Source organism: Streptomyces sp. JH002 (genome assembly GCF_050916115.1).
GTDB lineage: Bacteria > Actinomycetota > Actinomycetes > Streptomycetales > Streptomycetaceae > Streptomyces > Streptomyces xiamenensis.
Genome location: NZ_CP087989.1, coordinates 1,418,653 through 1,431,547, shown reverse-complemented (window position 1 = coordinate 1,431,547; position 12,895 = coordinate 1,418,653). Strand labels below are relative to the sequence as shown.

Below are 12,895 nucleotides of genomic sequence, written 5' to 3'. Positions count from 1 at the left end.
GACAAGGCACCACCTGACGATCTGAACAGGAGCTGGGGACCGCATGACGGCGGAGTCGACATCCACCACCGGCACGGACACGGGCCCCAGCGGCGGGTACGCGGCGGCCAGGCTGCGTCTGCTGGGCGAACCATTCGCCGAGCAGACCCGGCCCGGGCCGCCGCGCCGCGCCGAACTCGCGCAGCTCACCGACACCTGGCTCACCGGCCTGCTCGGCCCCCGGCCGCACAGCCCCCGCGTCGCCCTCGTCGCCGTGGGCGGCTACGGACGCGGCGAACTGTCCCCCCGCAGCGACCTCGACCTGCTCCTCCTGCACGACGGCACCGGCAGCGCCGCCGAGATCGCCGCCCTCGCCGACCGCCTCTGGTACCCCGTGTGGGACCTCGGCATCGCCCTCGACCACTCCGTCCGCACCCTCGGCGAGGCTCACACGACCGCCGCGGACGACCTCAAGGTCCATCTCGGCCTGCTGGACGCCCGGCACATCGCCGGCGACGCCGCCCTCACCACCGAACTGCGCACCGCCCTGCTCGCACAGTGGCGCGCCCAGGCACCCGCCCGCCTCCCGGCCCTGCACGAACTCGGCCGCGAACGCGCCCGCCGCCACGGCGAACTGCCCTTCCTCCTCGAACCCGACCTCAAGGAGGCCCGCGGCGGCCTGCGCGACGCCACCGCGCTGCGCGCCGTCGCCGCCTCCTGGATCGCCGATGCCCCCCGGGCCGGCCTCGAAGCCGCCCGCTCCACCCTCCTGGACATCCGCGACGCCCTCCACCTGACCACCGGACGCGCCACCGACCGGCTCGCCCTGGAGGACCAGGACCAGGTCGCCAAGGCCCTCGGCATGCTGGACGCCGACGCCCTGCTGCGCCGCGTGTACGAGGCGGCCCGCACCATCTCCTACGCCTCCGACGTCACCTGGCGCGAGGTCGGCCGGGTGCTGCGCTCGCGCGCCGCCCGGCCCCGGCTGCGACAACTGCTCGGCGGCCGCCGGGTCAACCCGGCGGAACAGCGCACCCCGCTCGCCGAAGGCGTGGTCGAGGTGGACGGCGAGGTCGTGCTGGCCCGTTCCGCCCGTCCCGACCGCGACCCGGTGCTGCCGCTGCGCGCCGCCGCGGCGGCGGCGCAGGCGGGGCTCCCGCTGGCCATGCCCGCCGTCCACGCGCTCGCCGCCGGCGCCGCCCCGCTCCCCGCTCCGTGGCCGGCGGAAGCCCGCGAGGAGTTCATCACCCTCCTCGGCGCGGGGCCGGACACCGTCCCGGTGTGGGAGGCCCTCGAGGCCGGCGGGCTGATCGACGCCCTGCTGCCCGACTGGGAACGTGTGCGCTGCCGCCCCCAGCGCAACCCCGTGCACCGCTGGACCGTCGACCGGCACCTGGTCGAGACCGCGGTCCGCGCCTCCGCGCTCACCCGCCGCGTCCAGCGTCCCGACCTGCTGCTGGTCGCCGCCCTCCTGCACGACATCGGCAAGGGCTGGCCCGGAGACCACAGCGTCGCCGGGGAGACCATCGCCCGCGACATGGCCGCCCGCGTCGGCTTCGGCCCGGCCGATGCCGAGGTGCTGGCCACCCTGGTACGGCACCACCTGCTGCTCGTGGAGACCGCCACCCGCCGCGACCTGGCCGACCCCGCCACCATCGCCCACGTCGCCACGGCCGTCGGCTCCACCGGCACCCTCGAACTCCTCCGGGCCCTCACCGAGGCCGATGCCCTGGCCACCGGCCCCGCCGCCTGGTCCACCTGGCGGGCCTCCCTCATCGACGACCTCGCCACGCGGGTCGCCGCCGCGCTGGAGGAGGGCAGCCCTTCGCCGCGCTCCGTCCCGCCACGGGCCACCGTCGCCGCCGAACGGCTGGCCATCGAGGCCTTCCGCACCCAGGCGCCGGTGCTCGCCCTGCACACCGCCCGCCCCGACCCCGCCACGCCGCCCACCGGGCGGGAACCGGGCCGCGCCGACGCCGCGCCGTCCCCGGACCTCCCGGACGGCGACGCCGCCGGCCCCGAACCCGTCGGCGTCGAACTCGTCGTCGCCCTGCCCGACCAGCCCGGCGTGCTGCCCGCCGTGTCCGGCGTCCTCGCCCTGCACCGGCTCACCGTCCGCTCCGCCGAACTCAGCAGCGTCGACCCCGCAGGACAGGGCGAGGTACTGCTGCTCCAGTGGCGGGTCGCCGCCGCGTACGGCTCCCTGCCGCAGGCCGAACGGCTGCGCGCCGACCTGGTCCGCGCCCTGGACGGCTCCCTCGACATCACCGGCCGGCTCGCCGAGCGCGAGGCCGCCTACCGCCGCCCGCGCCGCAGGACGCCGCGGACCCCGCCGCCGCGCGTCACCGTCGCACCGTTCGGCTCGGCCCTGGCCACCGTCATCGAGGTCCGGGCCCAGGACGCCCCCGGGCTGCTCCACCGCATCGGCCGGGCCCTGGAGGGAGCGGGCGTCCGGGTACGCAGCGCCCACGTCAGCACGCTCGGCGCCAACGCGGTCGACGCCTTCTACGTGACCCGCCCGACCGGCGGCCCACTGCCCGCCGAACAGGCCGCGCAGCTCGCCCAGGACCTGGAACGCGCCCTCGCTCCCACCCCCGATCAGGAAGCCGCCGAACCCGCGGGCTGACCGTACCCGTGCCATACGGATACGCTGGAGGTCACCGCTCATCCGAGACCGCCGACGCATAAGGGATCCGCCAGCGCCGTGTTCGACACACTCTCCGACCGCCTAGCGGCGACGTTCAAGAACCTCAGAGGCAAGGGCCGCCTCAGCGAGGCGGACATCGACGCCACGGCGCGCGAGATCCGTATCGCCCTGCTGGAGGCCGATGTCGCCCTGCCCGTGGTGCGCGCCTTCATCGGGCAGATCAAGGAGCGGGCCAGGGGCGCCGAGGTCTCCAAGGCGCTCAACCCCGCCCAGCAGGTCATCAAGATCGTCAACGAGGAGCTCATCGGCATCCTCGGCGGCGAGACCAGGCGGCTGCGGTTCGCCAAGAACCCGCCCACCGTGATCATGCTGGCCGGCCTCCAGGGTGCCGGTAAGACCACCCTCGCCGGCAAGCTCGGCCGCTGGCTGAAGGAGCAGGGCCACACCCCGCTGCTGGTCGCCGCCGACCTCCAGCGGCCCAACGCCGTCAACCAGCTCGCCGTCGTCGCCGAACGCGCCGGCGTCGGCATCTTCGCCCCCGAACCCGGCAATGGCGTGGGCGACCCGGTCAAGGTCGCCGAGGACTCCCTGGTCCACGCCCGCGACAAGCAGTTCGACGTGGTCGTCGTCGACACCGCCGGCCGTCTGGGCATCGACCAGGAGATGATGGCGCAGGCCGCCGACATCCGGGACGCCGTGCGCCCGGACGAGGTGCTCTTCGTCGTCGACGCGATGATCGGCCAGGACGCGGTCACCACCGCGGAGGCGTTCCGCGACGGCGTCGGCTTCGACGGTGTGGTGCTCTCCAAACTGGACGGTGACGCGCGCGGTGGTGCGGCGCTGTCGATCGCCCAGGTCACCGGCCGGCAGATCATGTTCGCCTCCAACGGCGAGAAGCTGGACGACTTCGACGCCTTCCACCCGGACCGGATGGCCTCCCGGATCCTGGGCATGGGCGATGTGCTCAGCCTCATCGAGCGGGCCGAGCGCACCTTCAGCCAGCAAGAGGCCGAGGCGATGGCCTCCAAGCTGGCCAAGGGCCCCAAGGAGTTCACCCTCGACGACTTCCTGGCCCAGATGGAGCAGGTCCGCAAGATGGGCTCCATCTCTAAGCTGCTCGGCATGATGCCCGGCATGGGCCAGATGAAGGAGCAGATCAACAACCTGGACGAGCGCGAGGTGGACCGCACCGCCGCGATCATCAAGTCCATGACGCCGGCCGAGCGAGCCGACCCCAAGATCATCAACGGCTCGCGGCGGGCCCGTATCGCGCGCGGCTCCGGGGTCGACGTCTCCACGGTCAAGGGCCTGGTGGAGCGCTTCTTCGAGGCCCGCAAGATGATGTCGAAGATGGCCCAGGGCGGCGGGATGCCCGGCATGCCCGGTATCCCCGGCATGGGCGGCGCGGGCAAGCGCAAGGGCAAGCAGCAGAAGAAGACCAAGGGCAAGCGCCAGTCGGGCAACCCGATGAAGCGTCAGCAGCAGGAGCGCGCCGAGGCCCAGCGCAAGGCCGAGGGCGGCGGTGCCGCGTTCGGCGTCCCCGGCGCAGGTCAGGACCCGGGCGACTTCGAACTGCCCAAGGAGTTCCGGGACATCCTGCCCCCCAAGTGACCGAAGCGGTGCCCACGGCGCCCGGAGACGTACCGCACGTCTCCGGGCGCCGTACCATGTCCGCCATGGCCAAGGCTCCCGTACTCACCCCGCAGGACCAGGACTTCCCCCGCTGGTACCAGGATCTGATCGGCAAGGCCGAGCTGGCGGACAACGGGCCGGTGCGCGGCACCATGGTGATCCGACCGTACGGGTACGGGCTGTGGGAGCGGATGCAGCAGGAGCTGGACGCCCGGATCAAGGCGGCGGGCGCCCGTAACGCCTATTTCCCGCTGTTCATCCCCGAGTCCTATCTCAGCCGCGAGGCCGAGCACGTGGAGGGCTTCGCACCGGAGCTGGCGGTGGTCACCCACGGCGGCGGCAAGCGCCTGGAGGAGCCGGTGGTGGTCCGGCCCACCTCGGAGACGATCGTCAACGAGTACTTCTCCAAGTGGGTGAACAGCTACCGCGACCTGCCGCTGCTGATCAACCAGTGGGCGAATGTGGTGCGCTGGGAGATGCGGCCGCGGGTCTTCCTGCGGACCACCGAGTTCCTGTGGCAGGAGGGGCACACCGCGCACGCGAGTTACGAGGAGGCCCGCGACTACGCCGCCCGCATCCACCGCGAGGTGTACGCCGACTTCCTGCGCAATGTGCTGGCCATCGACGTCGTCCTGGGCCGCAAGTCCCCCGCGGAGCGGTTCGCCGGCGCCATCAACACCCTCACCCTGGAGGGCATGATGCGCGACGGGAAGGCTCTGCAGCTGGGCACCAGTCACGAGCTGGGCCAGAACTTCGCGAAGGCCTTCGACACCCGCTATCTCGGCCCGGACGGCGCGCGTCAGCTGGTGTGGCAGACCTCCTGGGGCGCCTCCACCCGCATGGTGGGCGGGCTGATCATGTCCCACGGTGACGATCAGGGACTGCGGGTGCCGCCGCGGCTGGCGCCGGTGCAGGCCGTGGTGCTCGCGGTCAAGGGCGACGGGGCGGTGCTGACGGCGGTGAGCGAGACCGCCGCGGCACTGCGTGCGGCGGGGGTCCGGGTGGAGACCGATGAGCGCGTGGAGATCCCCTTCGGGCGGCGTGCCGTGGACTGGGAGCTGAAGGGCGTACCGGCCCGGGTCGAGATCGGACCGCGCGACCTGGCGGACGGTGCGGCCACCCTGGTGCGCCGTATCCCGGGCGGGAAGCAGCCGGTGGCGCTGGCGGCGCTGCCGGGGCTGCTGCCGGGCCTGCTGGAGGAGGACCAGGCGCAGTTGCTGCGCGAGTCGCGCGAGCGGCGTGAGGCCCGTACCGCCGAGGTGTCCGGCGTCCAGGAGGCGGTGGCGGCGGCCGCGGCGGGCGGCTGGGCGCGGATCCCCTGGGCGGATCTCGGTCCGGAGGGCGAGGCGCGCCTGGCGCAGGACGGCGTGTCGGTGCGGGTCCTGGTGGCGGCGGACGGGTCGGTGCCGGCCTCGGACGACGCACCCGGTACGGTCGCAGTGGTGGGTCGCGCCTACTGACCGAGATCTCCGGGGATTTCGGCGTCGCCATGAACTGACGGGTAAGTGCAAATTCGCGGACTTGGCACCGGAATCGGAACACCCGGTGGGCCTTGCTCGTTACACACGACGTGAGCACGACACCACCAGTTCTCGCCGCCGAGCTGGCGCACGCGTGGGCCGACATTCAACGGCACCACCCGGAGTTGCCAGACCTGGCCGCCCCTGAATCCCTGATCGGGGAGTCGTCGTCCGCCTGTGGACACGAGCTCTCCTTCGAACGACTGTTGCACGAGGCCGTGCATGGCATCGCCGCCGCCCGCGGAGTGCGGGACACCTCCCGGGCGGGGCGGTATCACAACCGCCGCTTCCTGGCGATCGCCGAGGAGCTCGGTCTCGACCACGCAGAGGATCCGCATCCCAGCAGCGGATTCTCCCTGGTGACCATGAACGCCGAGGCCCGCAGGCGTTACCGACCCACGGCCGAGCGCCTCCAGCGAGCCCTCAAGGCCCACCTGGCGGCGACCGCCACCGACACCAAGCGCAGTTTCCGCGGGCCCGCCGCCCGCCACGGTTCCTCCGGTGGCGGCGTACGGGTCAAGGCCGTCTGCGAATGCGGACGCAATGTGCGAGTCGTCCCCTCCGTCCTCGCACAGGCCCCCATCATGTGCGGCGCCTGCAAGAAGCCCTTCCAGATCGCCGAGACGGCAGTGGCCGGAAAGACGATGGCGGTCGCCGCGTCCGTGTGACGCGATCGGGCCCGTCTCCTGAGACGCCCCCGGGGCGGCGCCGAGCGCCGGTCCCCCCACCTTTACCCGGGCGTGCTTCGGGCCCTGTGCCCATGTGGCAGAATGAAACGCTGAACTCGACAGTCGTACAGGACCCTCTCGCCTTCGGCTGGCGCGTCCATCGGGCCCTCCTGAGCCGCAACCCCACGTGGCAGAACGCTGTGGCCCATACGTCAAGACTCAGGAGACACCACAGCAGTGGCAGTCAAGATCAAGCTGAAGCGACTGGGCAAGATCCGTTCGCCGCACTACCGCATCGTCGTCGCCGACTCCCGCACCCGCCGTGACGGCCGTGCGATCGAGGAGATCGGCCTGTACCACCCGGTGCAGAACCCCTCGCGCATCGAGGTCGACTCCGAGCGTGCCCAGTACTGGCTGGGGGTCGGCGCCCAGCCGACCGAGCCCGTGCTGGCCATTCTGAAGGTCACCGGCGACTGGCAGAAGTTCAAGGGTCTGCCCGCCCCGCCGCCGATGAAGGTCGCCGAGCCGAAGCCCGACAAGCGCGCCCTCTTCGAGGCCGCGGCCAAGGAGTCGGGTGGCGAGCCCAAGGGCGAGGCCATCACCCAGAAGGCCAAGAAGAGCGACAAGGCCGACAAGAAGGCCGACACCGAGGGCACCGACGCTCCGGCCGAGTCGACCGAGGGCTGAGATGCTTGAGGAGGCCCTGGAGCACTTGGTGAAGGGCATCGTCGACAATCCCGACGAGGTCCAGGTCGCCTCGCGCACCTTGCGCCGTGGGCGCGTGCTGGAGGTCCGGGTGCACCCCGACGACCTCGGCAAGGTGATCGGCCGCAATGGCCGGACCGCCCGATCGCTGCGTACGGTCGTGGGCGCGCTCGGCGGCCGGGGCATCCGGGTCGATCTGGTCGACGTGGACGAGGTCCGTTAGGACCCGTCGCGATGGCATCACACCGAAGGCCGGGGGCCGAGCACAGCGCCCCCGGCCTTCGGCTGTTCGCGCAGCACTGAGGGAAGAGACGGAACAGTCACCGTGGAGCTGGTTGTAGCCCGCATCGGGCGTGCCCATGGCATCAAGGGCGAGGTCACCGTCGAGGTACGGACGGACGAGCCGGAGGCGCGGCTGGCACCGGGCACGGTGCTCGCCACCGATCCGCCCGGCACCGGACCGCTGACGATCGAGACCGGCCGGGTACACAGCGGGCGGCTGCTGCTGCGGTTCGCCGGGGTGAGCGACCGGAGCGGAGCCGAGGCCCTGCGCAACACCCTGCTGATCGCCGAGGTCGACCCCGAGGAGACCCCGGACGACCCGGAGGAGTACTACGACCACCAGTTGATCGACCTCGACGTGGTCACCCGTGACGGCACCCACATCGGCCGGATCACCGAGATCTCGCACCTGCCGTACCAGGATCTGCTCGTGGTGGCCCGTCCCGGCGGCGGCGAGGCGCTCATCCCCTTCGTCGAGGAGATCGTTCCCGAGATCGACCTGACCGAACAGCGCGCCGTCATCGACCCGCCGCCCGGGCTCCTGGAGGAGCCGGCGGACGCCGGCGCCGACGGCACTGAGGACGGCCGGCGGTGAGGATCGACGTCGTCAGCATCTTCCCCGAGTACCTGGAGCCCCTGAACGTCTCCCTGGTCGGCAAGGCCCGCGCCCGCGGACAGCTCGACGTGCGGGTGCACGATCTGCGCCAGTGGACGCACGACCGGCACCACACCGTGGACGACACGCCCTACGGCGGCGGCCCCGGCATGGTCATGAAGCCCGATCCCTGGGGAGAGGCGCTGGACGCGATCATCGCGGACGGCGAGGGCACCCCCGAGCTGATCGTCCCCACCCCCAGCGGAGTGCCGTTCACGCAGCGGCTCGCCGTGGAGCTGTCCGCCGCGCCGTGGCTGATCTTCACCCCCGCCCGGTACGAGGGGATCGACCGCCGGGTGATCGAGGAGTACGGCGCCCGGCTGCCGGTGCGCGAGGTCTCCATCGGCGATTACGTCCTGGCGGGCGGCGAGGCCCCGGTGCTCGTGATGACCGAGGCCATCGCCAGGCTGCTCCCCGGCGTGCTCGGCAACGCCGCCTCCCACCAGGACGACTCCTTCGCGCCGGGCACGATGGCGGCTCTGCTGGAGGGGCCCGTCTACACCAAGCCGCCCAGCTGGCGCGGGCACGAGGTGCCCGACGTGCTGGTCAGCGGGCACCACGGGAAGATCGCCCGCTGGCGCAGGGACGAGGCGCTGCGCCGAACGGTCGCCCACCGTCCCGATCTGATCGCCGGTGCCGAGCCGGAGGCATTCGACAAACGGGACCGCGCGACCCTGGCGGACGAGGGCTGGTGGCCGCGGCCGGACGGCCGATTTGGGCCCGGGTCACCGGGCGTGGAAGAATAGCCCGGCTCACCCCGCCCGCGCGCGACCCTGCCACAGGGGGATCGACGCCCGCCGGCGGAGAGCGCACCGAAGTGTCCCCACCATGACCAGAACCGCTGATGACCTGTGGCATCCGCGAGGAGAGCAGCCAGACATGACCCACCTTCTCGACTCTGTCGACTCCGCGTCGCTGCGCGACGACGTCCCGGCCTTCCGGCCCGGTGACACCATCAACGTCCACGTGCGCGTCATCGAGGGCAACCGCTCCCGTGTGCAGCAGTTCAAGGGCGTTGTCATCCGCCGCCAGGGCTCCGGCATCCGCGAGACCTTCACGGTCCGCAAGGTCAGCTTCGGCGTGGGCGTGGAGCGTACCTTCCCGGTGCACACCCCCGTCGTGGAGAAGATCGAGGTCGTGACCCGCGGCGCCGTCCGCCGCGCGAAGCTGTACTACCTCCGCGAGCTGCGCGGCAAGGCCGCCAAGATCAAGGAGAAGCGCGAGCGCTGATCGGCCCCGCCCGGTGGCCGGTTACCATCAGGCGTGACCGAATCCGACGCACAACTTCCGGAGCGCGACCGCTCCTCCGGCTCCGAATGGGGCAGGTGGTGGCGGTCGCGCTCCGTGCGTGTCTGGACCGTCTCGCTGCTGAGTACGGTGCTGGTCTTCGGACTCACCAGCGCTTATGTCGTGCAGCCCTTCGTCATCCCCAGCGGTTCCATGGAGGGCACGCTCCAGGTCGGTGACCGGGTGTTGGTCAACAAGCTCGCGTACCGCTTCGGCGGGGAGATCCGGCGCGGCGATGTCATCGTCTTCGACGGCGCCGGCACCTTCGCCGCCGAGCCGGAGGAGCCCGGGCTGTTCGGCGGTCTGTTGCGCACGGCGGGCGCCGTGGTGGGTCTCGCTCCGGCGTCGGGTACCGACTATGTGAAGCGCGTGATCGGGATCGGCGGGGACCGGGTGGTCTGTTGCGACGCCCAGGGGCGGATCGAGGTGAACGGTGAACCGCTCGACGAGTCCTATCTGTATCCGGGGGACGAGCCGTCGACGGTCAGGTTTGACATCGAGGTGCCGGAGGGACGGTTGTGGGTAATGGGTGACCACCGTTCCGATTCGGCGGACTCCCGGGAGTATCTGGGGGCCCCAGGGGGTGGCACGATTTCCGAGGACAAGGTGATCGGCCGGGCCGATTGGATCGGCTGGCCGCCCAGCAGAATGAGCTCCCTGCGGTCCGGCGATGGGTGAGCGGGGGAAGCCCCGAAGCGGGCGTGGACGGCTGGGCCGTGGGGCGCCGCAGGAGCCGCAGGGCGCGGAGTACGACGCTCCGGAGGATCTGGACGGGCAGTCCGGGGAACAGGCGGAGGGCGCGGCGGACCGGCCGACGCTGCGCGGGCCCGGCGAGGGCCGCGCGGACCGGCGGCGGGCGGCGAAGCGGATCAGGCGGCGGCGGCGGTTGCGCGCCACCCGTGAGATACCGATCCTCATCGGAGTGGCGCTCCTGATCGCGCTGGTACTCAAGACCTTTCTGGTCCAGGCGTTCGTCATCCCGTCGGGGTCGATGGAACAGACGATCAAGATCGACGACCGGGTGCTGGTGGACAAGCTGACCCCCTGGTTCGGCTGGGAGCCGCAGCGTGGTGAGGTGGTCGTCTTCCGGGACCCGGGAGGCTGGCTGGAGCAGGACCCGCAGGCCGCCGCGGGCGATCCGCCGGCCGGGATCAAGCAACTGCGGGACGGGCTGACCTGGATCGGACTGCTGCCCTCCGCCGAGGACCAGGATCTGATCAAGCGGGTGATCGGGGTCGGCGGGGACCGGGTGGTCTGCTGCGAGGAGGCCGGCCGGATCACGGTGAACGGCGTCGCGGTGGACGAGCCCTACCTCTACCCCGGGAATCCACCTTCACGGATCGAGTTCGACGTGACGGTGCCCGAGGGGCACATCTTTGTCATGGGCGACCACCGGTCGAACTCCGCGGACTCCCGGTACCACCTGGAGGGGCCGGAGCAGGGTACGGTTCCCACTGAGCTGGTCGTGGGCCGTGCCGTGGTCATCGCCTGGCCGTTCTCCCACTGGCAGCGGCTGGACGCCACCGACGTCTTCGCGGCGGTGCCGGACCCGGCCGGGAGGGACGGGGCAGCCGAGGACGCCGAGGCGCGGGCCGCTCCGCCGGAACGGGCCACGCTCGGGAACAATGTTTTGGCGCCACTCCCGATCCCTGTGGAACTTCCGCTCGTTATGGGAGTAGTGGGCCTGTGGCGGATACCGCATGGGCAGAAACACAGCGTGAGGAGTGGATGTGGGGGATGTGGCAGTCGGTGCACGGTCCGGTGCGGACGATCCGGAGGAATCCCCGGTGAGTCCCGGCGGCGGAGCATCTGGCGAGGAGCCCCCAGGCGACGGTCCTGACCCCGAGGGTCAGGGCAAGGGCGGTTACCAGCCCGACGACGGCGAGAGCAAGCCGGCACCGGGCAAGAAGCAGCGCTCCTTCTGGAAGGAGCTGCCGATCCTGATCGGCATCGCCATCGTGCTGGCGTTGCTGATCAAGACCTTCCTGGTTCAGGCGTTCTCGATCCCCTCGAACTCGATGCAGAACACCTTGCAGCGGGGCGATCGTGTGCTGGTCGACAAGCTCACCCCCTGGTTCGGCTCCACCCCCGAGCGCGGCGAGGTGGTCGTCTTCAACGACCCGGGCGGCTGGCTGGGCGAGAGCCCGGAGCAGAGCGGATTCGGCGCCGCCGTGCAGCAGGGGTTGAGCTGGATCGGCCTGATGCCCTCCGCCGAGGACCAGGACCTGATCAAGCGGGTGATCGCGGTCGGTGGCGACACCGTCTCGTGCCGCAAGGGCGGTCCGGTGATCCTCAACGGCAAGGAACTGGACGAGAGCGCGTACCTCTTCCCCGGCAACACGGCCTGTGACGACCAGGAGTTCGGGCCGATCACCATCCCGGACGGACAGCTGTGGGTGATGGGCGATCACCGGCAGGATTCGCTGGACTCCCGTTACCACCAGAACCTCCCCGGCGGCGGCACCGTGCCGGAGAGCAAGGTCGTCGGCCGTGCCATCGTCGTCGCCTGGCCGGTGAACCGCTGGTCCACCCTGCCCGTCCCCTCCAGCTACGACGACATTCCCAGCGCGGCGATGGCCACCGCCGTCGCGACGGCGGCCGGCCCGGCCGGACTGGGGCTGGCCCTGGCCGTCCCGCTGGTGCTGTGGCGGCGCCGGACACTGCTCCGCAAGGAGGAGTCGGCACAACGCTGATCGTGGGACACCCGGCGCTGGGTAGAGTCACTCCGGACCAAAAATCTGGAGGGTGTGATGAACGGAGCGCCGCGCCGTCCCACGGGGGTGGGGCATCGGCTGTCCCAGATCGCCGTCGCCCTGGGCTGCGTGCTGTTCGTGGGCGGCTTCGCCGTGGGCGCCCTGCTCTATCAGCCGTACGCCGTGCCCACCGACTCCATGCACCCCTCGGTCGCGGCGGGGGACCGGGTGCTGGCCCAGCGCATCGAGGGCGAGCAGGTGCGCCGCGGGGATGTCGTGGTCTTCCGGGAGGCGACCTGGGGGGACGCCCCGATGATCAAGCGCGTCGTGGGCCTGGGCGGGGACACCGTGGCCTGCTGCGACCCGGGCGGGCTGCTGCTGGTGAACGGCGAGCCGGTCCACGAGCCGTACCTGGATCCGCGGTGGAGTGAGTCACCCACGGCCTACGAGGTCCGGATCCCGGAGGGCGAGCTGTTCCTGCTGGGGGACCAGCGGCTGGCCTCCATCGACTCCCGCGATCAGATCAGCGAGGCCACGGCGGGCAGCGTGCCCGTGCAGGCGGTCACCGCCCGGGTGGAGGCCACGCTGTGGCCCCCCGGCTCCGCGGGGCTGTTGCCGAGCCCCACCGGGTTCGCCGACCAGCCCGGCGGCATATCCGGTACAGGACCGTTTCTCCTGCTGTGCTGGGCCATCGGCACCGGCCTGCTGCTGATCCTCGCCGGGGCGCTTTACGGCCCGCTGGCGCGTCGCTCATCCCGATCGGGCCACCGAGGGGTGCCGAAACCGACGGGTGACGCACAATGAGGGAAGCACGGCTGAAGGGGATC

The 12,895-nt window shown here is 71.8% G+C and carries 13 protein-coding genes; all 13 read left to right on the top strand.

Features of this window, described 5'->3' with window-relative positions:
• The first annotated feature begins 43 nt into the window (after positions 1-43).
• Positions 44-2,605, top strand: a complete 2,562-nt coding sequence (locus H7827_RS06000) for a [protein-PII] uridylyltransferase (RefSeq protein WP_432743233.1) — start codon at positions 44-46, stop codon at positions 2,603-2,605.
• A 78-nt stretch (positions 2,606-2,683) separates the two neighbouring features.
• Complete coding sequence (ffh, locus tag H7827_RS05995) at positions 2,684-4,237, top strand: signal recognition particle protein (RefSeq protein ID WP_432743231.1); 1,554 nt, start codon at positions 2,684-2,686, stop codon at positions 4,235-4,237.
• Positions 4,238-4,302: 65 nt separating this feature from the next.
• Positions 4,303-5,718 (top strand): proline--tRNA ligase, encoded by a 1,416-nt coding sequence (gene proS / locus H7827_RS05990; protein ID WP_432743229.1) that lies wholly within the window; start codon positions 4,303-4,305, stop codon positions 5,716-5,718.
• 110 nt (positions 5,719-5,828) lie between these two features.
• Positions 5,829-6,446, top strand: a complete 618-nt coding sequence (locus H7827_RS05985; RefSeq protein ID WP_030738346.1) for a hypothetical protein — start codon at positions 5,829-5,831, stop codon at positions 6,444-6,446.
• Positions 6,447-6,683: 237 nt separating this feature from the next.
• The gene (gene rpsP, locus H7827_RS05980; RefSeq protein WP_432743226.1) at positions 6,684-7,133 is read left to right on the top strand and encodes a 30S ribosomal protein S16; all 450 of its coding nucleotides are present in this window, start codon (positions 6,684-6,686) and stop codon (positions 7,131-7,133) included.
• Between the two features lies 1 nt (position 7,134).
• On the top strand, positions 7,135-7,374 hold the full coding sequence (locus H7827_RS05975) for an RNA-binding protein (protein ID WP_019435522.1): 240 nt from the start codon (positions 7,135-7,137) through the stop codon (positions 7,372-7,374).
• A 102-nt stretch (positions 7,375-7,476) separates the two neighbouring features.
• On the top strand, positions 7,477-8,028 hold the full coding sequence (gene rimM, locus H7827_RS05970) for a ribosome maturation factor RimM (RefSeq protein WP_432743223.1): 552 nt from the start codon (positions 7,477-7,479) through the stop codon (positions 8,026-8,028).
• Positions 8,025-8,834, top strand: coding sequence for a tRNA (guanosine(37)-N1)-methyltransferase TrmD (gene trmD / locus H7827_RS05965; protein ID WP_432743221.1), 810 nt, complete (start codon positions 8,025-8,027; stop codon positions 8,832-8,834). The genes rimM and trmD overlap by 4 nt, the downstream gene beginning before the upstream one ends.
• A 133-nt stretch (positions 8,835-8,967) precedes the next feature.
• Positions 8,968-9,318 carry a 50S ribosomal protein L19 gene (rplS, locus tag H7827_RS05960; protein ID WP_030738334.1) on the top strand — a complete coding sequence of 117 codons (351 nt, stop codon included), beginning with the start codon at positions 8,968-8,970 and terminating at the stop codon, positions 9,316-9,318.
• Between the two features lie 33 nt (positions 9,319-9,351).
• Complete coding sequence (lepB, locus tag H7827_RS05955) at positions 9,352-10,053, top strand: signal peptidase I (protein WP_364244972.1); 702 nt, start codon at positions 9,352-9,354, stop codon at positions 10,051-10,053.
• Positions 10,046-11,215, top strand: a complete 1,170-nt coding sequence (gene lepB / locus H7827_RS05950; protein ID WP_432743218.1) for a signal peptidase I — start codon at positions 10,046-10,048, stop codon at positions 11,213-11,215. Before lepB (H7827_RS05955) ends, lepB (H7827_RS05950) begins: the two co-directional genes overlap by 8 nt.
• On the top strand, positions 11,115-12,068 hold the full coding sequence (gene lepB / locus H7827_RS05945) for a signal peptidase I (protein ID WP_432743215.1): 954 nt from the start codon (positions 11,115-11,117) through the stop codon (positions 12,066-12,068). The genes lepB (H7827_RS05950) and lepB (H7827_RS05945) overlap by 101 nt, the downstream gene beginning before the upstream one ends.
• Positions 12,069-12,125: 57 nt before the next feature.
• Positions 12,126-12,872: a signal peptidase I gene (lepB, locus tag H7827_RS05940; RefSeq protein WP_386534760.1), complete on the top strand. Its 747-nt coding sequence runs from the start codon at positions 12,126-12,128 to the stop codon at positions 12,870-12,872.
• The last annotated feature ends 23 nt before the right edge of the window (positions 12,873-12,895 follow it).